The sequence below is a fragment of the Pseudomonas koreensis genome, assembly GCF_012986595.1.
Taxonomy (GTDB): Bacteria; Pseudomonadota; Gammaproteobacteria; order Pseudomonadales; family Pseudomonadaceae; genus Aquipseudomonas; species Aquipseudomonas koreensis.
On the sequence record NZ_JAAQYM010000002.1, the window covers coordinates 913,679 to 938,933 of the forward strand.

General features: G+C 60.6%; 19 protein-coding genes, 2 tRNA genes and 2 pseudogenes. 17 read left to right on the forward strand and 6 right to left on the reverse strand.

Going from position 1 to position 25,255, the window contains the following annotated elements:
• Positions 1 to 18: 18 nt before the first annotated feature.
• From HBN98_RS09385 to ychF, 8 genes are all read left to right on the forward strand, one after another.
• Complete coding sequence (locus tag HBN98_RS09385) at positions 19 to 1,743, forward strand: tetratricopeptide repeat protein (protein WP_083367929.1); 1,725 nt, start codon at positions 19 to 21, stop codon at positions 1,741 to 1,743.
• Between the two features lie 3 nt (positions 1,744 to 1,746).
• Positions 1,747 to 2,364, forward strand: coding sequence for a lipoprotein insertase outer membrane protein LolB (lolB, locus tag HBN98_RS09390; RefSeq protein WP_064589171.1), 618 nt, complete (start codon positions 1,747 to 1,749; stop codon positions 2,362 to 2,364).
• 2 nt (positions 2,365 to 2,366) lie between these two features.
• On the forward strand, positions 2,367 to 3,218 hold the full coding sequence (ispE, locus tag HBN98_RS09395) for a 4-(cytidine 5'-diphospho)-2-C-methyl-D-erythritol kinase (protein ID WP_064589172.1): 852 nt from the start codon (positions 2,367 to 2,369) through the stop codon (positions 3,216 to 3,218).
• 37 nt (positions 3,219 to 3,255) lie between these two features.
• Positions 3,256 to 3,330: transfer RNA gene (locus HBN98_RS09400), tRNA-Gln, on the forward strand.
• 45 nt (positions 3,331 to 3,375) lie between these two features.
• Positions 3,376 to 4,317, forward strand: coding sequence for a ribose-phosphate pyrophosphokinase (locus HBN98_RS09405; RefSeq protein WP_003171603.1), 942 nt, complete (start codon positions 3,376 to 3,378; stop codon positions 4,315 to 4,317).
• A 141-nt stretch (positions 4,318 to 4,458) separates the two neighbouring features.
• The gene (locus HBN98_RS09410) at positions 4,459 to 5,061 is read left to right on the forward strand and encodes a 50S ribosomal protein L25/general stress protein Ctc (protein WP_064589173.1); all 603 of its coding nucleotides are present in this window, start codon (positions 4,459 to 4,461) and stop codon (positions 5,059 to 5,061) included.
• A 170-nt stretch (positions 5,062 to 5,231) separates the two neighbouring features.
• Positions 5,232 to 5,816, forward strand: coding sequence for an aminoacyl-tRNA hydrolase (pth, locus tag HBN98_RS09415; RefSeq protein WP_064589174.1), 585 nt, complete (start codon positions 5,232 to 5,234; stop codon positions 5,814 to 5,816).
• A gap of 22 nt (positions 5,817 to 5,838) precedes the next feature.
• Complete coding sequence (ychF, locus tag HBN98_RS09420) at positions 5,839 to 6,939, forward strand: redox-regulated ATPase YchF (RefSeq protein ID WP_064589175.1); 1,101 nt, start codon at positions 5,839 to 5,841, stop codon at positions 6,937 to 6,939.
• Between the two features lie 180 nt (positions 6,940 to 7,119).
• On the opposite strand, the gene HBN98_RS09425 is transcribed toward ychF, so the two are convergent.
• Positions 7,120 to 8,337, reverse strand: coding sequence for an MFS transporter (locus HBN98_RS09425; protein WP_083367928.1), 1,218 nt, complete (start codon positions 8,335 to 8,337; stop codon positions 7,120 to 7,122).
• Positions 8,338 to 9,776: 1,439 nt separating this feature from the next.
• On the opposite strand from HBN98_RS09425, the gene HBN98_RS28240 reads away from it, so the two are divergent.
• The 4 genes from HBN98_RS28240 to HBN98_RS09445 all read left to right on the forward strand — a co-directional run bounded on the left by HBN98_RS28240 (position 9,777) and on the right by HBN98_RS09445 (position 12,994).
• Positions 9,777 to 10,838, forward strand: coding sequence for a methyl-accepting chemotaxis protein (locus HBN98_RS28240; protein WP_420875951.1), 1,062 nt, complete (start codon positions 9,777 to 9,779; stop codon positions 10,836 to 10,838).
• 115 nt (positions 10,839 to 10,953) lie between these two features.
• Positions 10,954 to 11,030: transfer RNA gene (locus HBN98_RS09435), tRNA-Met, on the forward strand.
• Between the two features lie 457 nt (positions 11,031 to 11,487).
• Positions 11,488 to 12,735 (forward strand): S-type pyocin domain-containing protein, encoded by a 1,248-nt coding sequence (locus tag HBN98_RS09440; protein WP_083367926.1) that lies wholly within the window; start codon positions 11,488 to 11,490, stop codon positions 12,733 to 12,735.
• A gap of 4 nt (positions 12,736 to 12,739) precedes the next feature.
• Positions 12,740 to 12,994: a bacteriocin immunity protein gene (locus tag HBN98_RS09445; RefSeq protein WP_083367925.1), complete on the forward strand. Its 255-nt coding sequence runs from the start codon at positions 12,740 to 12,742 to the stop codon at positions 12,992 to 12,994.
• A gap of 49 nt (positions 12,995 to 13,043) precedes the next feature.
• Here HBN98_RS09445 and HBN98_RS09450 read toward each other — a convergent pair whose 3' ends face one another.
• Complete coding sequence (locus HBN98_RS09450) at positions 13,044 to 14,147, reverse strand: DUF2817 domain-containing protein (protein WP_083367924.1); 1,104 nt, start codon at positions 14,145 to 14,147, stop codon at positions 13,044 to 13,046.
• A gap of 262 nt (positions 14,148 to 14,409) precedes the next feature.
• Here HBN98_RS09450 and ggt point away from each other — a divergent pair, with 262 nt between their 5' ends.
• The gene (ggt, locus tag HBN98_RS09455; RefSeq protein WP_083369400.1) at positions 14,410 to 16,242 is read left to right on the forward strand and encodes a gamma-glutamyltransferase; all 1,833 of its coding nucleotides are present in this window, start codon (positions 14,410 to 14,412) and stop codon (positions 16,240 to 16,242) included.
• 39 nt (positions 16,243 to 16,281) lie between these two features.
• Positions 16,282 to 16,473, forward strand: a pseudogene (locus tag HBN98_RS09460) (DUF6124 family protein); the annotation flags it as partial.
• Between the two features lie 91 nt (positions 16,474 to 16,564).
• Here HBN98_RS09460 and HBN98_RS09465 read toward each other — a convergent pair.
• The 3 genes and pseudogenes from HBN98_RS09465 to HBN98_RS28250 form a co-directional block, all read right to left on the reverse strand.
• Positions 16,565 to 17,164, reverse strand: a complete 600-nt coding sequence (locus HBN98_RS09465) for a flavin reductase family protein (protein WP_083367923.1) — start codon at positions 17,162 to 17,164, stop codon at positions 16,565 to 16,567.
• Positions 17,165 to 17,342: 178 nt separating this feature from the next.
• Positions 17,343 to 17,798, reverse strand: coding sequence for a methyl-accepting chemotaxis protein (locus HBN98_RS28245; RefSeq protein WP_373292973.1), 456 nt, complete (start codon positions 17,796 to 17,798; stop codon positions 17,343 to 17,345).
• Between the two features lie 84 nt (positions 17,799 to 17,882).
• Positions 17,883 to 18,707, reverse strand: a pseudogene (locus tag HBN98_RS28250) (PAS domain-containing protein); the annotation flags it as partial.
• 190 nt (positions 18,708 to 18,897) lie between these two features.
• On the opposite strand from HBN98_RS28250, the gene HBN98_RS09475 reads away from it, so the two are divergent.
• Positions 18,898 to 20,268: a GntT/GntP/DsdX family permease gene (locus HBN98_RS09475; RefSeq protein WP_083367921.1), complete on the forward strand. Its 1,371-nt coding sequence runs from the start codon at positions 18,898 to 18,900 to the stop codon at positions 20,266 to 20,268.
• Positions 20,269 to 20,274: 6 nt separating this feature from the next.
• On the opposite strand, the gene HBN98_RS09480 is transcribed toward HBN98_RS09475, so the two are convergent.
• Positions 20,275 to 21,588, reverse strand: a complete 1,314-nt coding sequence (locus HBN98_RS09480) for an MFS transporter (RefSeq protein ID WP_083367920.1) — start codon at positions 21,586 to 21,588, stop codon at positions 20,275 to 20,277.
• Positions 21,589 to 21,938: 350 nt separating this feature from the next.
• Here HBN98_RS09480 and HBN98_RS09485 point away from each other — a divergent pair, with 350 nt between their 5' ends.
• A complete protein-coding gene (locus HBN98_RS09485) occupies positions 21,939 to 23,357 on the forward strand; it encodes a short-chain fatty acid transporter (protein WP_083367919.1) in 1,419 nt (472 codons plus the stop codon).
• Positions 23,358 to 23,555: 198 nt separating this feature from the next.
• Entirely contained in the window at positions 23,556 to 25,253 is a 1,698-nt protein-coding gene (locus HBN98_RS09490) for a molecular chaperone HscC (RefSeq protein ID WP_064589184.1), read from the forward strand.
• Positions 25,254 to 25,255: the final 2 nt, after the last annotated feature.

Here is a 25,255-nt window from a genome sequence, read left to right on the forward strand (position 1 = left end):
TAGTCGTCCTCTTCCTATATGAATAGATCTTCCGCGTTGCTCCTTGCTTTTGTCTTCCTCAGCGGCTGCCAGGCCATGGCACCCGTGTCGCCGGACGGTACCCCGCCGGTCGAAGACACCACGCCCACGCCTGAAAAGCCCAAGGTTTACAGCTCGTTCAGCGAGGAAACCGTTTTCAGCCTGTTGAGCGCCGAACTCGCCGGCCAGCGCAATCGTTTCGACATTGCCCTGGACAACTACGTGACCCAGGCCATCAATACCCAGGATCCGGGCGTTTCCGAGCGCGCGTTCCGCATCGCCGAGTACCTGGGCGCCGACCAGCCTGCGCTGGACACCGCACTGATCTGGGCAAGAAACGCCCCGGACGACCTCGAAGCGCAACGCGCCGCCGCCGTGCAACTGGCCCGCGCCGGGCGTTATGACGACTCCATGGTCTATATGGAGAAAGTCCTGCAGGGCAAGGGCGACACCCATTTCGATTTCCTCGCGCTGTCGGCCGCCGACACCGATCAGGAAACCCGCAACGGCCTGATGAAAAGTTTCGATCGCCTGCTGCAGCGCCACCCAAAGAACAGCCAGCTGATTTTCGGCAAGGCCCTGCTGCTGCAACAGGACGGCGACAACAAGGCCGCACTGACCCTGCTCGAAGACAACCCGCCGGAAGACGGCGAGATCGCTCCGATCCTGCTGCGCGCCCGTCTGCTGCAAACCATGAATCGTGGCGACGAAGCCCTGCCGCTGCTGCGCAAAAACATCAAGAAGTACCCGGAGGACAAGCGCCTGCGCCTGACCTATGCGCGCACGCTGGTCGAACAGGACCGGATGGACGACGCCAAGGTCGAGTTCTCCACCCTCGTTCAGCAATACCCGGAAGACGACGAACTGCGTTACTCGCTGGCACTCGTGTGCCTGGAAGCCAAGGCCTGGGACGAGGCCAAGGGTTACCTGGAAGACCTGATCGCCCGGGAAAGCCACGTCGATTCGGCGCACCTGAACCTCGGTCGCATCGCCGAAGAACGCAACGACCCGCAGGGCGCGCTGATCGAATACGCGCAGGTGGGCCCAGGCAATGACTATCTGCCGGCGCAGTTGCGTCAGGCCGACATTCTGATGAACAACGGCAAGACCGCCGAAGCGCAAAGCAAACTGGCGACCGAGCGCGATGCGCAACCGGATTATGCGATCCAGCTGTACCTGATCGAATCCGAAACCCTGTCGGCCAACAAACAGGACGACAAGGCCTGGAAAGTCTTGCAGCAAGCCCTGCTGCAATACCCCGACGACCTGAATCTGCTCTATACCCGGGCCATGCTCGCGGAAAAACGCAATGACCTGGGGCAGATGGAAAAAGACCTGCGCCTGATCATCAAGCGCGATCCGGACAACGCCATGGCGCTCAACGCCCTGGGTTACACCCTGTCCGATCGCACCACCCGCTACGCGGAAGCCAAGGATCTGATCGAACAGGCGCACCGGATCAACCCGGAAGACCCTGCCGTGCTCGACAGCCTTGGCTGGGTCAACTTCCGCATGGGCAATCTGGACGATGCCGAGAAATACCTGCGCCAGGCGCTGGAGCGTTTCCCGGACCACGAAGTTGCCGCGCACCTGGGCGAAGTCCTGTGGGCCAAGGGCAATCAGCGTGAAGCCAAACAAATCTGGGGCAAGTTCCTCAAGGATCAGCCCGACAGCACTATCCTGCGCAGCACCATCAAGCGCCTGACCGGATCCGAGACTCTTTAACTCATGTTTTTGCGCCACGTTATTGTTTTCAGCTTCATCGCCCTGCTCGCCGGTTGCGCGGGCTTCGGCGCTCGCGAATCGGTCGAGGGCCACGGCAGTCCGGCTCAATGGGCCGCGAACAAGCAGCAGCTGACCGGCCTCGACGGCTGGCAGATCGACGGCAAGATCGGTATTCGCGCGCCGAAAGATTCCGGCAGCGGCACGCTGTTCTGGCTGCAGCGTCAGGATTACTACGACATTCGCCTGTCCGGCCCGCTGGGTCGTGGCGCTGCGCGTCTGACCGGGCGTCCGGGCAAGGTTTCGCTGGAAGTTGCCAACCAGGGCCGCTATGACGCCGAGTCGCCAGAAGCGCTGCTCGAAGAGCAACTCGGCTGGAAACTGCCGGTGTCCAATCTGGCCTGGTGGGTTCGTGGCCTGCCTGCGCCAAGCAGCAAAAGCCGCTTGTCCCTCGATAACAACAGTCGCCTGGCCAACCTGGAACAGGATGGCTGGCAGGTCGAGTACCTCAGCTACGCCGAGCAAAACGGTTACTGGCTGCCCGAGCGGATCAAACTGCACGGCACCGATCTGGACGTGACGCTGGTGATCAAGACCTGGCAGCCGCGCAAGCTGGGGCAATAAGCATGAGCGCTCCACGCCTGACGCTGCCGTCGCCAGCCAAGCTCAATCTGATGTTGCATATTCTCGGTCGTCGCGAAGATGGCTATCACGAACTGCAGACCATTTTTCAGTTCGTCGATTACGGCGACGACATCACCTTCGCCGTGCGCGATGACGGCGTGATCCAGTTGCATACCGAATTTGCCGGCGTGCCTCACGACAGCAACCTGATCGTGCGCGCGGCGAAAATGCTGCAACAGCAATCCGGCTGCACGTTGGGCATCGACATCTGGATCGACAAGGTGCTGCCCATGGGCGGCGGTATCGGTGGCGGCAGCTCCAACGCGGCCACCACCCTGCTCGGGCTCAATCACTTGTGGCAGCTGGGCTGGGATGAAGATCGCCTGGCCGCACTGGGTCTGGCTTTGGGTGCCGACGTTCCGGTTTTCGTCCGGGGCCACGCGGCATTTGCCGAAGGCGTGGGCGAGAAACTGACCCCGGTCGAACCCGAAGAACCGTGGTATCTGGTGCTCGTTCCGCAAGTCTCTGTAAGTACGGCAGAAATTTTTTCCGATCCTTTGTTGACACGTAACACGCCGCCCATTAAAGTGCGCCCCGTTCCCGAGGGAAACAGTCGAAATGACTGCTTACCGGTGGTTGCAAGGCGTTATCCAGAGGTACGTAACGCATTGGATTTGTTAGGTAAATTTACCGAAGCAAAACTCACCGGCACTGGAAGTTGTGTGTTTGGGGGCTTCCCAAGCAAAGCTGAAGCTGATAAAGTCTCGGCCCTTCTGACAGAGACCCTTACAGGGTTTGTAGCAAAAGGAAGCAACGTTTCGATGTTGCATCGCAAGCTGCAAAGTCTGCTCTAAAAGGAATCAAGTGCCAGGCACTTGAAGCAACAGATACAGGGGCGTCGCCAAGCGGTAAGGCAGCAGGTTTTGATCCTGCCATGCGTTGGTTCGAATCCAGCCGCCCCTGCCATTTTCTATACTCATCCAGGTTACCCTCAGCCTCTAGGTACTGCGCGTGTCCAAGATGATGGTCTTTACGGGGAACGCTAACCCCGATCTGGCTCGGCGTGTTGTACGTCAGCTGCATATCCCTCTCGGTGACATCTCTGTCGGTAAGTTCTCCGACGGCGAAATTACTGCCGAGATCAATGAAAACGTTCGCGGTAAAGACGTTTTCATTATTCAGCCGACTTGCGCTCCGACCAACGATAACCTGATGGAACTGGTAGTGATGGCTGATGCCTTCCGCCGCTCCTCGGCTACTCGTATTACTGCTGTTATTCCTTATTTTGGTTATGCCCGTCAGGATCGCCGTCCGCGTTCCGCACGTGTGGCTATCAGCGCGAAAGTCGTCGCTGACATGCTTACCGTAGTCGGCATCGACCGTGTTCTCACGGTTGATCTGCATGCTGACCAGATTCAGGGGTTCTTCGATATTCCGGTAGATAACATCTACGGCTCCCCGGTTCTGGTGGATGACATTGAAGATCAGCGCTTCGAAAACCTGATGATCGTGTCCCCGGACATTGGTGGCGTCGTGCGTGCACGTGCTGTTGCCAAATCCCTGGGCGTGGATCTCGGGATCATCGACAAACGCCGTGAGAAAGCCAATCACTCTGAAGTGATGCATATCATCGGTGATGTCGAAGGGCGTACCTGCATTCTGGTCGATGACATGGTCGATACCGCCGGCACTCTGTGCCACGCGGCCAAGGCCTTGAAAGAGCATGGCGCAGCCAAGGTCTTTGCCTACTGCACACACCCTGTGCTGTCGGGTCGGGCCATCGAGAATATCGAAAATTCCGTGCTGGACGAGCTGGTGGTGACTAACACCATCCCGCTGTCCGCTGCAGCACAAGCCTGTGCACGTATCCGTCAACTGGATATCGCACCGGTTGTTGCCGAAGCGGTTCGCCGCATCAGCAATGAAGAATCGATCAGCGCAATGTTCCGTTAAGGGCCCTGCCCTTCTCGAAATGTCTCGTTGACGAAAAGCGCCCCGCCCCGGCATTCCTGCCGGGGCGGGGCTTTTTTGCCCATACCGTGTTCGGCGCTGGTCGCAAACGCCACTCGGTCATGGCTATTTTGGAGATACAAAATGAACGATTTTACTCTGAATGCTGAAGTGCGTTCCGACCTGGGGAAAGGTGCGAGCCGCCGCCTGCGTCGTCTCGCCGCCCTGGTTCCAGCTGTTGTTTACGGTGGCGACAAAGCCCCTGAATCCATCAGCATGCTGGCCAAAGAAGTTGCCAAACTGCTCGAAAACGATGCTGCTTACAGCCACGTTATCGAACTGAACGTTGGCGGCAAAAAGCAGAACGTCATCATCAAAGCTCTGCAACGTCACCCGGCTAAAGGCCACGTGATGCACGCTGACTTCGTACGCGTTGTAGCGGGTCAGAAACTGACCGCTATCGTGCCTGTGCACTTTGTTGGTGAAGAAGCTCCGGTCAAGAAAGGCGGCGAGATCTCGCACGTCCTGAACGAAATCGAAGTAACTTGCCTGCCGAAAGATCTGCCTGAGTTCATCGAAGTCGACCTGTCGGCTCTGGAAATCGGTGCAATCGTTCACCTGTCGGACCTCAAAGCTCCGAAAGGCGTTGAATTCGTTGCTCTGGCACACGGCGATGACAAGGCTGTTGCCAACGTCCACGCTCCACGTGTTGCTCCAGAAGCTACCGAAGAAGGCGCAGCAGAGTAATTCACTCTGTCATGCCTGAGTGAGCAAGTAACATCGCGGACTGGAACGTAGCGAGAAAGCGGGCGAGAACGCGGAGTTTACATCATGGTAAATGAGCATTTTTCGTCCACTTTCGCCGCTTTCCCTGATCGCGGCGATGTTATCCACCACTCCAAGGAAGGGCCCCTATCGTGACTGCCATCAAACTGATCGTTGGCCTGGGAAATCCAGGCGCCGAATACGACCAGACCCGGCATAACGCAGGGGCCCTTTTTGTTGAGCGCATCGCAGCCGCGCAAGGTGTCAACCTTGTGGCCGATCGCAAATATTTCGGCCTGACCGGGCGCTATTCGCATCAGGGTCAGGATGTTCGCCTGCTGATTCCCACCACCTACATGAACCGCAGCGGCCAGGCCGTGGCGGCACTCGCCGGTTTCTTCCGCATCAAGCCTGAAGAAATCCTGGTGGCGCACGACGAACTCGATCTGCCTCCGGGCGTCGCCAAGCTCAAGCAGGGCGGCGGCCATGGCGGTCACAACGGGTTGCGCGACATCATCGCGCAACTGGGCAATCAGAATACGTTCTACCGCCTGCGGCTTGGCATCGGCCACCCGGGCGTCGCCAGTATGGTTTCAAATTTCGTCCTGGGTCGTGCGCCACGCGCCGAACAGGAAAAACTCGATGCCAGCATCGACTTTGCCCTCGGCGTGCTGCCGGATATCCTCGCCGGTGAATGGAACCGCGCGATGAAAAACCTGCACAGCCAGAAGGCCTGACTCTAATCCGAGGGGAAACACCATGGGATTCAATTGCGGCATCGTCGGCCTGCCTAACGTCGGCAAGTCCACCCTGTTCAACGCCCTGACCAAATCCGGTATCGCGGCCGAGAACTTCCCCTTCTGCACCATCGAGCCGAACAGCGGCATCGTGCCGATGCCGGATCCACGTCTGGAAGCACTGGCGGCCATCGTCAATCCGAAGCGCATCCTGCCGACCACCATGGAATTCGTCGACATCGCAGGCCTGGTAGCCGGCGCCTCGAAAGGTGAAGGCCTGGGCAACAAGTTCCTGGCCAACATCCGTGAAACCGACGCCATCGCTCACGTTGTGCGCTGCTTCGAAGACGACAACGTGATCCACGTATCGAACAGCGTCGACCCGAAGCGCGACATCGAAATCATCGACCTGGAACTGATCTTCGCCGACCTCGACAGCTGCGAGAAACAACTGCAGAAAGTCGCGCGCAACGCCAAGGGCGGTGACAAGGACGCTGTCGTTCAGAAAGCCCTGCTGGAGCAACTGATCGCTCACTTCACCGAAGCCAAGCCTGCGCGCAGCCTGATGAAGAACATGAGCAGCGATGAGAAAGCCGTGATCAAAGGCTTCCACCTGCTGACCACCAAACCGGTCATGTACATCGCCAACGTTGCTGAAGACGGCTTCGAGAACAACCCGCACCTGGACGTGGTCAAGGCCATCGCCGAAGAAGAAGGCGCCATGGTGGTTCCGGTCTGCAACAAGATCGAAGCGGAAATCGCCGAGCTCGACGACGGTGAAGAGAAAGACATGTTCCTCGAGGCCCTGGGCCTGGAAGAGCCTGGCCTGAACCGTGTGATCCGCGCCGGTTACGAAATGCTGCACCTGCAGACCTACTTCACCGCCGGTGTCGAAGAAGTCCGCGCCTGGACCGTCAAAGTCGGTGCCACCGCACCTCAGGCTGCCGGCGTGATCCACACCGACTTCGAGAAAGGCTTCATCCGCGCCGAAGTCATCGCCTACAACGACTTCATCCAGTACAAGGGCGAAGCCGGTACCAAGGAAGCCGGTAAATGGCGCCTGGAAGGCAAGGACTACATCGTCAAAGACGGCGACGTGATGCACTTCCGTTTCAACGTGTAAGCGATACGTCCAAGAAAAAGCCGCGTTTGATACGCGGCTTTTTTGTGCCTGAAATTTATGCCTGAACACATTTTCCTTGTGGGAGCGAGCCTGCTCGCGAAGTGGGAGTGTCAGCCACATCTCTGCGAATGACACACCGCATTCGCGAGCAGGCTCGCTCCCACAAGGGGAATCATGTTCTTAGGCCTTTTGGGTCCGCGGCAAGAAGATCGCCAACACGCCAAACAACGGCAAGAACGAGCACAGGAAATACACGTACTCAATCCCGTGCACGTCCGCCAGATGCCCGAGCAACGCCGCACCAATTCCGCCAAACCCGAACATCAAACCGAAGAACACCCCGGCAATCATCCCGACATTCCCCGGCACCAGTTCCTGCGCGTACACCACAATCGCCGAGAACGCCGAGGCGAGAATGAAGCCGATCACCACGCTGAGGATGGTGGTCCAGAACAGATCAACATGAGGCATCAGCAACGTGAACGGTGCCACACCGAGGATCGAGAACCAGATCACCGCCTTACGCCCGATCTTGTCGCCAATCGGCCCGCCGAAGAACGTGCCTGCCGCTACCGCGCCCAAGAACAGGAACAAGTGCAGTTGCGAACTGGCCACCGACAGGTCGAACTTCTCGATCAGGTAGAACGTGAAGTAACTGGTCAGGCTGGCCATGTAGAAATACTTCGAAAACACCAACAGCCCCAGCACCACCAACGCACTGGTCACCCTGCCCTTCGACAACCCGTGAGTCGCGGCCTGGCCGGCCTTGAGCTTGAACAGATTGAGGTGATGGGCATACCAGCGACTGATGCGGTACAGCACGAACAGGGCAAACACCGCGAACAGGCCAAACCACGCCACATTGGCTTGGCCGAACGGGATGATGATCGCCGCCGCCAGCAATGGGCCGAACGCGGAGCCGGCGTTACCACCGACCTGGAAGGTCGATTGCGCCAGACCAAAGCGCCCACCCGACGCCAGCCGCGCAATCCGCGAGGCCTCGGGGTGGAACGTCGAGGAACCGATACCGATCAGCGCCGCCGCCAACAGAATCAGCGGGAAACTGCCGACCACCGACATCATCACGATGCCAATCAGCGTGCAAATCGAACCCGCCGGCAACAGCCACGGTTTCGGATGACGGTCGGTGTGGTAACCGACCCAAGGTTGCAACAGCGATGCGGTCAATTGAAACGTCAACGTGATCAGGCCGACCTGGGTGAAGCTCAGGCCATAGTTGGCCTTGAGCATCGGGTAGATCGACGGCAGCACCGACTGAATCAGGTCGTTGATCAAATGCGCCAGCGCCACGGCGCCGATGATGCGCATCACCAGTGGGCTGCTTTGCGGAGCAGCGGGCGCCGAGGCAGCGGCGGTCTGAGCGTTGCTGATAGCCATGGGAATTTCCGGACAGCAGATGGGTGCCCGCAGGCAGGTGCGTCAATGTGCCATTTTTCGGTGCGCCAACGCCATCCCCTTAGCGAGCTAACTAACGTCCAACTCCATAACCCATCAATCCCTGTAGGAGCTGCCGCAGGCTGCGATCTTTTGATGTTGTTTTTTTAAAGCACAGTCAAAAGATCGCAGCCTGCGGCAGCTCCTACATGGGATATGCGATCGCCCAGGTGATAGCGCAACGCCATGGTCTGAATCTTGCCTTGCTTCTCCCCTCGAACGCGGCGGCCTTACAAAGGTCGCCGAGAATGGGAAGTTTCGCTACAGAGCCGGCCTACAGAGCGGGCGAGAGTGAACTTTCGAGGCCTTTTAGCAGGGCACCACATCGAGGTTGTACAACCGCGATGCACGCCATTGGTGCGTGGTGTCCAGAGGAGTCATGAGGCATGCAGGCTTTCTTGTCACCGGGGATCAAATTGCTGGGGCGGTTTGGATTCGCGCGTAAATTCCAGCTGTTGTTTTTGTTGTTCATTCTGCCGTTGGCCGGCAGCCTGTTGATGATCGGCCAGGACTATCGCGACAAGCTCAACCTGATTTCCGGCGAACGTGCTGGCGTGCGCCAGTTGCTCAGCCTCGATGCGCTGGACAACCTGCTCGCCGCACAGCGCGACCGCGCCGCTCGCTGGCGCGCCACCGAGACCAATCGCCAGCCGACTCCGGCCACGCTCGCTGCGATGGCCGCGTTCGACGCCGTGCAACCGGCGCTCGTGCAAGCCACCAGCGACCTCGGCAATGCACTGAGCAAGGAAGGTGCCGAAGGTGAAACCCTCGTCCGCTATCAAGCCCTGCAAAGCGCACTCGGCGGTCTGGATTCGAAAAGCCTGAGCAGCGTCGGCTGGTGGCCGGATGGCTATGACCGTTTCACCAACGCCCTCAGCGCCCTGCAAGCATTGCGCGAGCAGATCGTCATGGACAACCGCCTGACCCTCGCACCGTGGCTGGAAACCTACCTGCTGACGCAGATCTCCACGCAGCACGCCCCGGACCTGATCGAGCGCGTCGGCCGCCTCGCGGCGGTCGGTCAGGCTTCGGTCGTCTCGGGCCAGTTCACCCTGCAGAGCCGCCTGCAATTGCGCGACCTGCGCGGCCGGATTGGTGATGCCCGCGAACAACTGGTGAAAACCGCCGGCCTGCTCGAAGCGCGTTTGCCGAGTGATCTGCAGACCTGGGCCGGCCAATACCACGACAGCCTCAAACGCCTTGATGCCGGTCTCAAGGTGCTGGATGACGGGGTGTTCGGCGGCAGCATCAGCCTCAAGCCTGAAGACTTCGAGCGCAGCCTCGATGCACTGCTCGGCGATCTTGCCTCGTTGCGCCAGCAATCGCTGCTGTCGCTGGATCAGCGCCTCGACGCCTATCACACCTCGGCGATTCGCCAGCTCATGCTGGTCGCCGCGGTGTTCGGCTGCCTGTTGCTGGCGGCGCTGTATCTGTTCGTCTGCCTGCAAGCCTCGATCCGGCGCAGCGCCAGCGGCATCACCTTGCTCGCCGAAGCCCTGCGTGACGGCAACCTGAGCCTGCAAGTGCCAGTAGTGGGCCGCGATGAGCTGGCGGCGATCAGCACTGCGCTCAATGTCGCCGTGGTGCAACTGCGCAACAGCTTGCTTGGCGTCGATCACGAAACCTCGCAACTGAGCCACGCCGTGCGCAGCCTCAACGATCACTCCAGCGGCGCGCTGAGCGAAGTCGAAGCGCAGCAATTGCAGATCAGCCAGATCGCCGCCGCCGCGACGCAACTGGCCGCCACTTCACAAGGCGTGGCGCAGAGTTGCGAACAGGCTGCCGGCAGCGCCCAGCACACCCGGCGCATCGCCGCCGACAGCAGCCGCGACAGCCAGCGCACCACGGCGAGCATTCAGCAGCTCAATCAACGTTTGAACGACACGGCGGCGGCGCTGGGCCGGGTCAGCGAACAAGGCCAGCAGATTCAAATGGTGGTCGACACCATTCGCGGCGTGGCCGAGCAGACCAACTTGCTGGCGCTCAACGCCGCGATCGAAGCAGCACGCGCCGGTGAACAGGGTCGCGGCTTTGCCGTGGTCGCCGATGAAGTGCGCAGCCTGTCGCAACGCACCCAGTCATCGACCGCGCAGATCGCCGGTACGGTGGACAGCCTGCGCGCCACGGTCAACGAAGCGGTGAGCCTGATGGAAGCGGCGTGCGGCCAGGCACAAACCGACGCCGAAGCGGTGACCGGGCTGGGCGAACGCTTGGGCGAAATCGCCAGTGCGGTACAGAGCGTCACCGACACCCTGGCGCAGATCGCCACGGCGGTGGAGGAACAGGCGAGCACTGCCGATGAGGTCAGCGGCAATATCCAGCAGGTCGATCAAGCGGCCGTGCGTTTGCTGGAAGGTGCGCGTGCGGTGAATCTGGCGGCGGACACCCTGAGCCAGGGCAGCCATGCCTTGAGCGCCAATACGGCAAGATTTCAGCTGCGTTGATGCCCCGCCCGGCCCGGATTTTCCGGGCTGGAGGATAAGCGGTTGAAAATAAGAAGAAATATTTTAAATTTACGCTTGACGCTTTTCCATTTCAGGGGAATAATGCGCGCCACTTGGCTACATAGCTCAGTTGGTTAGAGCATAGCATTCATAATGCTGGGGTCCGGGGTTCAAGTCCCTGTGTAGCCACCAAGTACTAAAAACGGCTTACCGAAAGGTAGGCCGTTTTTTTATGCCCCGAGAAAAGTCTCGGTAGTCGGTTATTCCAAAGGTGTTGTCGCACCTTGGTTCCGCGTTCTTCGGTTGACTTCAAACTTCTCTTTCCTCGTTGCTCGTTCTGATCGCTGCCTGTGCGATCAGGCCGTCGAGCATCTGCGCGATGATCTTCTGTTGGACCTTCGGAAGCGGATTGATGGACTGCCGCCCTCGGTACCATGTCGAGGTCAAGCTGCGCCTGGGCGTCTCCGTGAGAGGGAACCCCGAGCAGATCTTTATAAACAGAGAGCGCTGTAGGAAACCGGTTCGTTCCAGGTACGAATTGGATTTTTCGTAAATCCAGGCGCGTGAAACTCACCCCATCGGTTTGCCCGAAATCCCCATTGACCGACAAGCTCCCCTGGCTCGATTCAAAGCCATACAGGGAGTGGTCATGGCTCGATTCAAATCCCTCTTCGATGATGACTGGCTCTGGAAACGCTATAGCGGTGGCGCTTCATGGGGCTCGTGGCCTGTGCCTGAAGCGCCGGAGCCGGTGTACATCGAAAAGGATGAATGGCCAACGCCCAAGCCCCGTCAAGATCTGGTGTTCGCCAAGTCCTGCACGGCGGGAAACTGGTGTCGAACCGACGCTGGCACGGTCCTCGAACCCGCCGCCAACTTCGGCAAGATCATGGTCGCCGGTGCCATGCTCTTGCCCTCTCCCAGCACTGCTGTAGCGACGGCGATTGGTGCCGATCTGGCCTTGGGGCGTTTGGCGGGCGGCGGGATTCTGCAACAACGCCTCAACTGGGCAGTTCGCGGTGCGGGTGGGCCGGCCAGCGTGTTCGTGCTCGGGATGCTGCCGACCCGAATGGGCGACGGCACGCTGCACACCGACGAACAGCTACGCCGCATGAGCCGCGCCACCACTCGCGTGCGCTTCCAGTTTCGGCGCGATGCCGAAGGGGTCATGCAGGTCTACGGCCTCCACACTGGCGCCTCGGGCGATGACTCGGTGCGCACCGTCCAAGTCGAGTGGAACCGCGACAAAACGGCGATGGAAGCCAAGCTCAACGGCATCACGATTTTATGGACGCCGCAACGCGGCCCGCTCGGTTCTATGCCGCCGCTGGTCTATCCCGACCACGGCGAGCCACTGAACACGATCCTCGTGCACCCGATCGCCGAGAACACGGATAGCCAGATAGAAGGCCTGCCCGGCGAGGACATGACTGCCGAGGATTGTATTCTGGTGTTCCCGGCGGACACCGGGCTGAAGTCGCTGTATGTGGTGTTTTCGAGGCCGGCCAGACTGACGCCGGGTACGGTAACGGGGATTGGCGAGGATGTTCCGGGGATATGGCTTGCTGGAGCGGGAACGGGGATCGGTGCGCCGATTCCGACACGGATTGCGGACAGGCTTAGAGGGCGGGAGTTTTCAACCTTTGACGCCTTCAGAAAAGCGCTTTGGATCGAGGTTGTGAATGATCCAGGTTTGCGCAGCCAATTCATCCCGGACAATATTGAGCGAATGCAGAATGGTAATGCGCCAAAAGCCCGCTACAGGGATTCCAATGGCTCAAAAGGCTCCTTTGAAATTCATCATGTCAATCCAGTCTCAAAGGGTGGCGAGGTTTATCACGTAGACAATTTACGGATCAATACGCCAAAAAACCACGCAGATATTCATCGGAAATAATTCAATGAAAAGCCGTCTTTCTGACTATACCGAAGCAGAGTTTCTAAGCTTTCTGCAAGAGATTAGAGCCGCCAACAAAAACGCTCCCGATGAAGTTCTCGACCCGCTGTTAAGCCACTTTTGCACCATCACCGGACATCCAGATGGAACGGATTTGATCTATTACCCAGAAGATGGGGCGGATAATTCCAATGAAGGAATCATTGAAACCGTGAAAAGGTGGCGCGAGGCCAACGGACTGGCTGGCTTCAAGCAATAAGCGCCCCACACCTCAAGAAAACCACCGAACCTTTGGCGAGATGCCAAACCTATTTTGCCGACAGAGCCACCACCCCCTTCGCCCAGATCTGCCGAGTGCGCAAACCAACCATCGCCCGCCAGTCCGGATCGCCCGGATAAAACTGCTCCAGCAGATTCAACTTGATCGCCCGCCCCGTCGCATCCAGCGGATTGCCATGCAGATGCAGCCACTGGTCATCGCGCAAATATCGATGCACCTCCGGTCCCGGATACGTTCCACACTCGATCACGAACGGCATCAGTTGCACGCCTGGCAATGCATTGAGCAACGCCTGCGAGGTGTAGCCGGTGGCGGTCGCCGCGACACCGGTTTCGCTCAAAGTGTCGGCTCCGGTGTGCAGCGTGTAAAGCCATGGGCCGTAGATTGATTGGGCGTGCGCGAGTGCCGGATAAGACGCTTGGGTGATGGTCAGCAACATCGGATGGCCGTACTCGCCGGCGCCGGTGTGCAGGTCGAAGCACATCACGGTTTCAGCGCCTGCCAGGTGCTCGTCGATGATTTGATGCAAGGTGCGATTCGACCAGCTCGGCGCGCGGCCGCCGTAGAACAGACCATCGGGGTGACTGTGCTGACCGCCCTCGACTATCGACATCACCGCCGGCCAGCCGTGTTCGGCAATCTGCGCATCGAGCAAGGCGTCGGCCCGCGCGCGCTCCGGACCGTTCAGATCGGTGCAGGCGTAAATCTCGTGCAAGGCTGCGTAAGCGCGGTTGTCCGGCAACGGCCCGGCGAAATCCAGATGATTGCGGTTGAGGTCGATGTTGTCTTCGTTGACCCGCCGCAGCCACGCGGTGCCCCACGGATTGATCAGGTGCACCATCACCACCGCGACATCCTTGGGCAGCGAGCCCGGCACAAAGGTCTTCAGCCATTCGATCTGGCAATCCGAGCCGTAATAGCCCTCGACCCCGTGAGTGCCGCTGAGTGCGACCAGCCGCCGTTTGGCCTGCGGATCGCCGAGCACGGCGACATCGGTGCTCAGCGGTTCGCCAAAAGGGCCGCATCGCGGATGTGCGTACGAGGTGAGCGTGGCGCCGGCGGCCTGGGCGGCGGTGAGAAACTGCTCGCGTTGATTGCGGTAACTGGATTCGGTGGGGAACTCGCTGTGCATATCAGTCTCTTGTTGATCTAGTCATTGTAGGAGTGAGCCTGCTCGCGATAGCGCTCATCACATTCAACATCATTGCTGACTGACCCACCGCTATCGCGAGCAGGCTCACTCCTACAAAGGACGTGTGCGGTCGGTCGATTGCGGTTGACCCTAGCGAACATCCGCCCCGAAAAGAAAGACAAAAATGCCCATCGGTTTGCGTCGCGACCGACCGGTCGATAAAGTCCGTCAGACCTTTCACCCCATGGACGGAGAGCACCACGTGTTTCCAGCCCTGCCCCTGAGCCGCTTTCGCCTGCCTGCCCTGACGCTGATCATCAGCGCCCTGACCCTCACCGCGTGCAACGCCCCGCCCTCCTCGACCTTGCCGCTGGCCCCGGAAGCTGCGTCCGGTTATCGCACCGATCTGCAGACCCGTCATGCCAGCAAACACATGGCCGCTGCCGCCAATCCGCTGGCCGCCGAGGCCGGGCGCGAGATGCTGCGCAAGGGCGGCTCGGCCATCGACGCGGCGATCGCCATGCAGGCGGTGCTGACCTTGGTCGAACCCCAATCCTCCGGAATCGGCGGCGGCGCGATGATCGTGTTGTGGGACGGCAAACAGGTACGCACCTACGACGGCCGCGAAACCGCACCGGCGGGTGCCACCGAGAAACTGTTCCTGCAAGCCGACGGCCAACCGATGCCGTTCCCGCAGGCGCAGATCGGCGGGCGCTCGGTCGGTACACCGGGTGTGCTGCGTGCGCTGGAGCTGGCGCACCAACAACACGGTCGCCTGCCGTGGGCCACGCTGTTCGAGCCGGCGATCAAACTCGCCGAGCAGGGTTTTGCGATTTCCCCGCGCCTGCATTCGTTGCTGGAATCCGACCCGGTGATCCGAAAGTCACCCGACATGGCCGCGTACTTCCTCAACCGCGACGGCAGCGTCAAAGCCGTGGGCACCCGCCTGCAAAACCCGGCGCTGGCCGCTGTGCTCAGGCGCATCGCCAACGAAGGTCCGGACGCGCTGTACAAAGGCCCGATCGCCGAAGAGATCGTCGCCAAGGTGCAAGGCCACAGCAACCCCGGCAGCCTGTCGTTGCAGGATCTGCAAGGCTACAAGGCCAAAGAACGCGCACCGCTGTGCACTGACTACAAACGCTGGCAGGTCTGCGGTATGCCGCCACCGTCGTCCGGCGGGATCGCCGTGGCGCAGATTCTCGGCACCTTGCAGGCCCTGGAAACCCGCGACCCGCGTCTGTCACTCACTCCGCTCAAACCGCTGAAAACCAACAAACCGGCCGGCATCGAACCCGATCCCCAAGCGGTGCACCTGATCGCCGAAGCCGAACGCCTGGCTTATGCCGACCGCGCGCAATACGTCGCCGATACCGATTTCGTCCCGGTGCCGGTCAAAGGCCTGGTCGACCCCGGCTATCTCGCCAGCCGCGCCAGCCTGATCGGTGAACGCAGCATGGGCAGCGCCAAGCCGGGCACCCCGCCGGGCGTACAAGTGGCCTACGCCCCGGATCGCTCGCCGCTGCGCATCTCCACCTCGCAAGTGGTGGCAGTGGATGACATGGGCGGCGCGGTGTCGATGACCACCACCATCGAAGCGGCGTTCGGCTCGCATCTGATGGTGCAAGGCTTCCTGCTGAACAATCAGATGACCGACTTCTCGTTCATTCCCGAAGAGAACGGGCAGAAAGTCGCCAACCGCGTCGAACCCGGCAAACGCCCACGCTCGTCGATGGCGCCAACCCTGATCTTCGATCGCCACAGCGGCGAATTCCTCGCCAGCGTCGGCTCACCGGGCGGCTCGCAGATCATCGAATACGTGGCCAAGACCACCGTCGGCCTGCTCGACTGGAACCTCGACCCGCAAAGCGCCATCAGCCTGCCCAACTTCGGCAGCCGCAACGGCCCGACCGAACTGGAACAAGGCCAGTTCAGCCCGGCGCTGATTCAGGCGCTGAAGGACAAAGGTCACACGGTGAATGAAATCGACATGACCAGCGGCACCCAGGCCATCGTGCGGGTCAAGGATGCACAAGGGAAAGCGTCGTTGACGGGTGGTGCGGATCCACGACGTGAAGGGGAAGCGTTGGGGGATTGAGGCGACAAGATGCGAAGAAAAGGCTTGCCGCAAGGCAGGCCGGTGTACGACACAGAATCCCTATTGGCCAATGCCAGCGAAACCCTCGGCTCGGTCACCGAGATGCTAAACAACTTCGCCGCCGTACTGGACACCTCGCACCGCAAGACCGCACTGGGTATTGCGCAAATCGTCATGTTGAGCGAGCTGGCGGTGAATCAGGCGCTGGATAACGTTCTGCCCAACGCGTAGTTACTGCCGCGCATAAAAAATCCGATGCCCGTACAGGCATCGGATTTTTATTGATTGGGTCAAAGGTCAAACATGAACGCAAAGCTATTATTCAAACCGCTAGCGTCTTGCCAACCACCGCCTCGCCAATCGTCAGGAAATGCCCGCCCGCCACATGGTGCAACGTGCGCAAACCGTCATGCCCTTCGAAATGCCAACGCCCGTCACTGAACACGCGCTCATCGGCGTGGGCGGCGATGACTTCGGCGAGGAACAGGTCGTACTGCTCGTGATTGCGCGGCTCCGGCAGCAAGCGGCATTCGAGCCAGGCGACGCAGCCTTCGAGCAGCGGCGCTTCGACTGTTTCGCCGGCGAAGGTTTGCAGGCCGTAAGCCTGAAACTTGTCATGCCCCTGATTCTGCTGGATCTCCAGCCCCGACGTGTTGCCGACGGTTTGCACGATGTCGGCCTGATTGGCGCACGGCACGTTGAGCACGAAGGTGCCCGAGGCTTCGAGCAACTGCCGGGTCCAGGTGGACTTGTCGAGAACCACCGCGACTTTCGGCGGTTCGAAATCCAGCGGCATCGCCCAGGCGGCAGCCATGATGTTGCGCTGGCCGTCATGGGCGGCGCTGACCAGCACGGTCGGCCCGTGATTGAGCAGACGGTAGGCTTTGTTCAAGGGAACCGGGTGGCGGTGGGAAGCGCTCATGGGGATCTGCTCCGGGGGAAAAGGAGCCGATTGTAGCGCCAGCACCGAAAGATCTGCTGGTGAAAAACTGTAGGCGCTGCGACCTTTTGATTCTGGCTCTGATGCTTGAATTCAGATCAAAATCAAAAGATCGCAGCCTCGTTTCACTCGACAGCTCCTACAGGGATCTGCGTGTAAATCAGTTGGAGAGTTGGTTGGCAAACTGGCCGACTGCATCCACCACTTTCTGCGCGCCGTCCTGAATCTCGACGATCACCGTGCCCGCCTCTGCCGCCAGCGCCAGGCCTTGCTCGGCCTGCAGCTTGCCGTCGGTCATGAGGGCCACAGCATTGCGGGCCATTTCCTGGTTCTGCCGCACCACGGTGACGATCTCTTCGGTCGCCTGGCTGGTGCGCGACGCCAGTTGCCGCACTTCGTCGGCCACCACTGCAAAGCCTCGACCCTGCTCGCCGGCGCGGGCCGCTTCGATGGCAGCGTTGAGCGCCAGCAGGTTGGTCTGTTCGGCAATGCCGCTGATGGTCTTGACGATGGTGCCGATCACCTGCGACTGCTCGTTCAGCGCCTCAATGCCTTCACCGGCAGCCTGCATGTGTCGCGACAGATCGCGCATCACATTCACCGCTTCAGTCACCACGGTGGTGCCGCGCTGGGCGGTGCTGTCGGTTTGCTGCGAAGTGCTGTAGGCGATGCTGGCCGCGTCGGCTACCGCTTGTTCGCGATTGACCTGATCGGTAATGACTGTGGCGAATTTCACCACTTTGTACAGTTTGTTGTTGGCATCAAGCACCGGGTTGTAGGACGCCTCCAGCCACACCGTACGGCCATGGCTGTCGACCCGCTTGAAGCGCTCAGCCACAAACTCGCCGTTGTTCAGGCGACGCCAGAAATTCTGGTACTCGGCGCTGTTGTACTCATCAGGCGTGCAGAACATCCGGTGATGCTTGCCCTTGATCTGCGCCAGGCTGTAACCCATGCCACTGAGGAAGCGCTCGTTGGCGTTGAGCACGTTGCCGTTGAGGTCGAACTCGATCACCGCGGTGGAGCGCACCAGCGCACCAATCAGGTTTTCGTGCTCGCGGGAGGCTTCGATGGTGCGGGTCAGGTCGCTGGAGAAAATCGAGAAATGCTTGATCCGCCCGTCCGAAGAACGCACCGGTTGCACGATGGAGCGCAGCCACGCCTCTTCGCCATTACCGCGAAGCAGGCGCACGGCCCCGGCGAAATGCTCGCCACGGGTCAGCGCAGCCTTGAAGCGATGATGGAATTCATCGGACTTCACATGCGCCGGAACGATGTCCTCAATGGCGCGCCCCACCAGATCCTGGCTCTTGTAGAGCATCTCGGCGAGAAAGTTTTGATTGACCGACTGCACGCGTCCGTCGGGCTCCAGCGTCAGCACCAGCATCTCGCTTTCCAGGCTTTCCTTCACTTGCAGCAGGCTGGAAAGTTCTTCACGAAGAGTGGCCAGCTCTTGCTTCAGGCGTTTGTTGAACATGGGAAAGTACCGATAGGCAGGGTAGAAAGCGGGATGCAGCCTAACCATCGGCCTTGGAAAACTTTTCTGAAGAGCGATTGAGACCGGCCGGTCAAAAATAATCCCGACTGGCGATCGATCTGGTTTACCCCCCGAAGACCGGAGGTAAAACCCAGCGCTCTGGCCCGGCCACTTCAGGTATCCTCAAGGCAAATTGCAACAACATGTTGCAGGTATCCGCCCGATAAGGAGTGCCGTTTTGGATTTATCGACCGCTGCCTGGATGGTTCACGACACGCGCTTGATACTTTGCTGCCTGCTGGCGATTGCCACCATCATTGTGCTGATCAGCGCCACTAAACTTCCGCCGTTTCTGTCGATCCTGATCGGCACGTTCATTGCCGGTGTCGGCGCCGGTTTGCCGCCCGAAGACGTGGCCAAGGCGTTCAGCAAAGGCGCCGGGGCGATTCTCGGTGAGGCGGGGATCATCATTGCGCTGGGCTCGATGCTCGGCGCACTGATGGCGGAATCCGGCGCCGCCGACCGCATCGCCTCGACCTTGCTCGGGTTGGGCAAAGGCAAGTCCCTGCCATGGGTCATGGCGCTGGTGGCGATGGTGATCGGCCTGCCGCTGTTCTTCGAGGTAGGGCTGGTGATGATGGTGCCGATCATCTTCGTCATGGCCCGCCGTTCGGGTCAGCCACTGTTGAAAATCGCGATTCCGGCGCTGGCCGGGATGACCACCCTGCACGCCTTGATGCCGCCACATCCCGGGCCGTTGATCGCGGTCAGCGCGTTGCATGCCGACCTTGGGCTGACCATGTTGTTGGGGTTCAGCATCGCCATTCCCGCAGTGATTCTGGCCGGGCCGCTGTACGGCAACTGGCTGTCGAAACGCATGCACGTCGATGAACCGGCAGAGCTTGGCGCACTGTTCAGCGCCCCGCCGAAAGCGCCGCGTCAGCCAGGTTTCGGCCTGTCGTTGTTGATCATTCTGTTGCCGGTGTTGCTGATGCTCGGCAGCACCCTGGCGAAAGTCGCGATGAGCCCGGAAAGCAGCGTCGCCCTGACCCTGAAGTTCCTCGGCGAGCCTTTGGTGGCGCTGGGCATTGCGGTGATGGCAGCGGTGATCTGCCTCGGCTGGGCCAACGGCATGCCGCGCGATCAAGTCGGCGGCACCCTGCGCAGAAGCCTGGCGCCGATTGCCGTGCTGTTGCTGACCATCGGTGCCGGTGGCGGCCTGAAGCAGACCTTGCTGGATGCCGGCGTCAGCCAGACCATCAGCAAAGTCGCCGAAGGCGCGCACATGCCGTATCTGCTGTTGGCCTGGCTGATTGCCGTGGCGTTGCGTCAGGCCACCGGCTCGGCGACGGTCGCCACCACCACGACAGCGGGGATTCTGGCGCCGATGATGGCAGGGCTCGCCGCGACGCAAAGTTCGTTGGTGGCGCTGGCGATTGGTGCCGGCTCAGTGTTCTTCTGCCATGTGAACGATGCCGGCTTCTGGATGGTTCGCGAGTACTTTGGCTTGCAGCTCAAACAGACGATCTGGGTCTGGTCGATCCTGCAAACCATTGTTTCGGTGGTGGGACTGGTCGGGACGTTGCTGTGGTGGCACTGGTTGACCTGACAGCGGTCAGGAACAGGGCGCCACGGATTGGCGCCCGACACCACTCATGCGCGAGCCGAAGTACGCCGCGCTGCCGATGCCGACCGCACCCATCACCGCACAGAACATCACGCAGATCCATGGGCTCCAAGGCATCAGACCGATCAGCAACAGCGGTGTGATACTCGCCCACGCGGCGTAGGCAATGTTGTAGGTGAAGGAAATGCCGGATACCCGGATACGCGCCGGGAACAGCCCGACCATCACCGACGGCACCGCGCCGACCACACCGCAGCCCAGACCGGCGATGGCGTACGCCAGCCCCACCCAGTCGCCCCCCGTGATCAAGCAGCTGTAAAGCACGCCGATGCCCAAGGGCAGCAGCAGGCTATAGAGCATGACCGTGCGCCAGGCGCCGAGGCGATCGACCAGCAACCCGGCAATCACGCAGCCAATATTGAGGAAGACGATGCCCAACGCGCTGAGGGCGAAGGTGTGGCTGGCGGTCATGCCGAAGGTTTTCTGCATCATGGTCGGGGTGATTACCACGAACACCACCACCGCCGAAGTCAGCACGCAAGTCAGCAACATGGCCGGCAACATTGCCAGCCGATGCTCACGCAACACGGTGCGCAGCGGCAGTTCGACCCGCGCCTCGCGCTGGGCTTCCATGGCCATGAACACCGGGGTTTCGCTCAACCAGCGCCGCAGGTAAACGCCGATCACGCCGAACACCCCACCGAGCAGAAACGGATAACGCCAGGCGTAATCGAGGATTTCTGCCGGGGTGAACGCCTGTGCAAGGAAGGTCGCGGTCAACGCGCCAATCAAGTAGCCGAAGGTCAGCCCGGCCTGCAAAAAGCCCAGCGCGTAACCGCGATGGCCGGTTGGCGCATGTTCGGCGACAAACACCCAGGCGCTCGGCACTTCCCCGCCGACCGCCGCGCCTTGGAGAATGCGTAGCGCCAGCAACAGCAGCGGTGCGAAATAACCGATCTGGGCATACGTCGGCATGATCCCGATCAGCAGGCACGGCAGCGCCATCATCAGGATGCTCAGGCTGAAGACTTTCTTGCGCCCGAGTTTGTCGGCGAAATGCGCCATCAGGATCCCGCCCAGCGGCCGCGCCAGATAACCGGTGACGAAGATCCCGAAGCTTTGCAGCAGGCGCAGCCACTCGGGCATTTCCGGCGGGAAGAACAACTGGCTGAGGGTCAGGGCGAAGAACACGAAGATGATGAAATCGTAGATCTCCAGCGCCCCGCCGAGGGCCGCAAGGCCGAGGGTCTTGTAGTCGGAACGGCTGAACGGCGCCGGTCGGGCTGTGGAATGGGCAGTCATGGCAAAGAACTCTGGCAGGCAAAAAACCAAGGCGCTCATGGTCTACGCAAATCTGCCTGGGGACAACCCGTTAGACCATAGTCCCGGTTTTGCAAAACCTGCTCACAAAGCACTGGCAGTTGAATTACTGTTAATGCCTGTCCAGCAGGACACACCTGAATCGGTTTTCACCTCTGTGGCGAGGGAGCTTGCTCCCGCTGGGTCGCGAAGCGGCCCCCTCTGCTCCTTGAAAGAAGGGGGACTGCTACGCAGTCCAGCGGGAGCAAGCTCCCTCGCCACAGATTGATCTGACTGACAGAATTGGCGGCTCCTGCGGACCACAATAACCATAAAAATCCGAGGTATTCCCTGTGGCCGTTGATATCGAAGATAGCCGCTCCGCGCGCTTTACCTTGCGCTGTTCAAGCTTTGCCGAACGCTGGTTCCCCGACTCCTGGGTGTTCGCCGCGTTGGCCGTGATCATTGTTGCGCTGGCCACCCTGGCCATGGGCGCCAAACCCACCGATGCCGCGATGGCGTTCGGCGACGGGTTCTGGAGCCTGATTCCGTTCACCATGCAAATGGCCTTCGTGGTGATTGGCGGGTACGTGGTCGCCAGCTCGCCGCCGGCGGTGAAGCTGATCGACAAACTGGCGCGTATCCCGAAAAACGGCCGCTCGGCCGTAGCCTGGGTGGCGCTGATCTCGATGGTCGCCTCGCTGTTGAACTGGGGCCTGTCGCTGGTGTTCGGCGGTTTGCTGGTCCGCGCCCTGGCCCGCCGCACCGATCTGAAAATGGATTACCGCGCGGCCGGCGCGGCGGCCTATCTCGGCCTGGGCGCGGTCTGGGCGTTGGGCCTGTCGTCATCGGCGGCGCAGTTGCAGGCCAACCCGGCCAGCCTGCCGCCGGCGATCCTGTCGATCACCGGGGTGATTCCGTTCACCCAGACCATCTTCTTGTGGCAGTCCGGGGCCATGCTGCTGGCGTTGATCGTGGTTTCGATCATCGTCGCCTACGCCACCGCACCTGGCCCGAACTCTGCGCGCGACGCCAAGGATTGCGGAATCGACCCGGCCTTCAACCTGCCGCCATTGCAACCGCGTACCCGGCCGGGGGAATGGCTGGAGCACAGCCCGCTGCTGATCATTCTGCTGGTGCTGCTGGCGGCCGGTTGGCTGTTCCACGAGTTCTCGACCAAACCGGCGATCACCGCAATCTCAGGGCTCAACACCTATAACTTCTTGTTCATCATGCTCGGCGCCCTGCTGCACTGGCGTCCGCGCAGCTTCCTCGATGCAGTGGCCCGGGCGGTGCCGACCACCACCGGCGTGCTGATCCAGTTCCCGCTGTACGGCTCGATTGCCGCGCTGCTGACCACGGTCAAAGGCGCCGATGCACAGACCCTGGCGCATCACATCTCGACCTTCTTCGTCAGCATCGCGTCCCACGACACCTATGCGCTGTTGATGGGCGTGTACTCGGCGATTCTCGGTTTCTTCATCCCGTCCGGCGGCGGCAAGTGGATCATCGAAGCGCCGTACGTGATGCAAGTTGCCAACGATCTGCAATACCACCTCGGCTGGGCGGTGCAGATCTACAACGCCGCCGAAGCGCTGCCAAACCTGATCAACCCGTTCTACATGCTGCCGCTGCTGGGCGTGCTTGGCCTGAAGGCGCGGGACCTGATCGGTTTCTCGTTCGTGCAATTGCTGGTGCACACGCCGCTGGTGCTGTTCTTGCTGTGGGTTCTGGGCACGACATTGGCGTATACGCCGCCCGTTATCCCTTGAGTCAGTGCGGGGCGCGATCCATCCGCCGACGCCCCGCCTTCCTTTCCTGACAGCGCTGTGTCGTCGCCGACATGGCTTTCTGTCGCAAATAATGGCTCCGAGCCATCATCTTCCTTTACCGCATCACAGCCTCGGTAATATCCTTGCGCGCCGAAAATATGTTTCATTTTTTTGCCACGCGCCAAGGGAGTTGTTGCAATGATCGTAGGGATTGACCTGGGAACCACCAACAGCCTCGTCGCCGTCTGGCGTGGCGAATCCTCCGAGTTGGTGCCCAATGCCCTCGGTCAGTTCCTGACACCGAGCGTGGTGGGGCTGGATGATCAAGGGCGAATTCTGGTCGGTCAGGCTGCGCGCGAGCGTCTGCACACGCATCCGCGCCTGACCGCCTCGCTGTTCAAGCGCCACATGGGCAGCGCCACGGAAGTCTATCTGGCGGACAAGGCGTTTCGTCCGGAAGAGCTGTCCGCGCTGGTGCTCAAAAGTCTGAAAGAAGACGTCGAACGGACTTATGGCGAAACCGTCACTGAAGCAGTGATCAGCGTCCCGGCCTATTTTAGTGACGCTCAACGTAAAGCCACGCGGATCGCCGGCGAGCTGGCCGGGTTGAAGGTCGAGAAACTGATCAACGAACCGACCGCCGCCGCCCTCGCTTATGGACTGCACCAACGCGACAAGGAAACCTCGTTCCTGGTGTTCGACCTCGGGGGCGGCACGTTCGACGTGTCGATTCTGGAGTTGTTCGAAGGGGTGATGGAGGTCCGCGCCAGCGCCGGCGACAACTTCCTCGGTGGTGAAGACTTCGACAGCGTGCTGCTGGAACACTTTATCGACCAGCACCGCTCGGTCGCAGACTTTCCTGATCGCAACAGCGTCATCCAGCCGCTGCGCCGCGAGGCTGAGCGCGTGCGCAAGGCCCTCGGCCAGGACAGCAGCGCCGAGTTCCGGCTGCAACTGGGTGACCGCCACTGGACCCACACCATCACCCAGCAAGAATTGGCGACGCTTTACATGCCACTGCTCGAGCGCCTGCGTGCGCCGATCGAACGGGCTCTGCGCGACGCACGCATCCGGGTCAGCGACCTCGATGAGATTCTGCTGGTCGGCGGCACCACCCGGATGCCGCTGGTGCGCAAACTCGCCGCCGGGTTGTTTGGCCGATTTCCGTCGATCACCCTCGATCCGGATCAAGTGGTGGCGCAAGGCGCAGCCATTCAGGCAGCACTCAAGGCCCGCTCGGCCGCGCTTGAAGAGGTGGTGCTGACCGATGTCTGCTCCTACACGCTGGGCATCGAGACCTCGACTCAGATCGGCCGCAATTATGAAAGCGGCCACTATCTTCCGATCATCGAGCGCAACAGCATCGTGCCGGTCAGTCGGGTCAAAACCGTGTACACCCTGCAGGACAATCAGGAACAGGTGGTCGTGCGGATCTTCCAGGGCGAAAGCCGCTTGGTCAAAGACAACGTGGCGCTTGGAGAACTGGCGATCAAGGTGCCGAAACGCAAGGCCGGCGAAGTGTCCCTCGATGTGCGTTTCACCTATGACAACAACGGCCTGCTGGAGGCCCAGGTGAGTATTCCGCTGACCGGGCAACAGCATTCGCTGGTCATCGAAAACAACCCCGGCGTGCTCACGCCTGAAGAGATTCAACAACGCCTGCAGAACCTGGCGCAGTTGAAGATTCATCCGCGCGAGCAGCAGGTCAACACGCTGCTCAGTGCCCGCCTGGAACGGCTCTACCAGGAAAGCCTGGGCGACCTGCGCGATCAGATGGGCGATTGGGCCAAGCAATTCCAGATCGCGCTCGACTCGCAGGACGAGCGTCAGATTCGTGAGGTGCGCACCGAACTGAGCAAGCGTCTGAGCGAGCTTGATCGCACACCGTGGCAATAAGG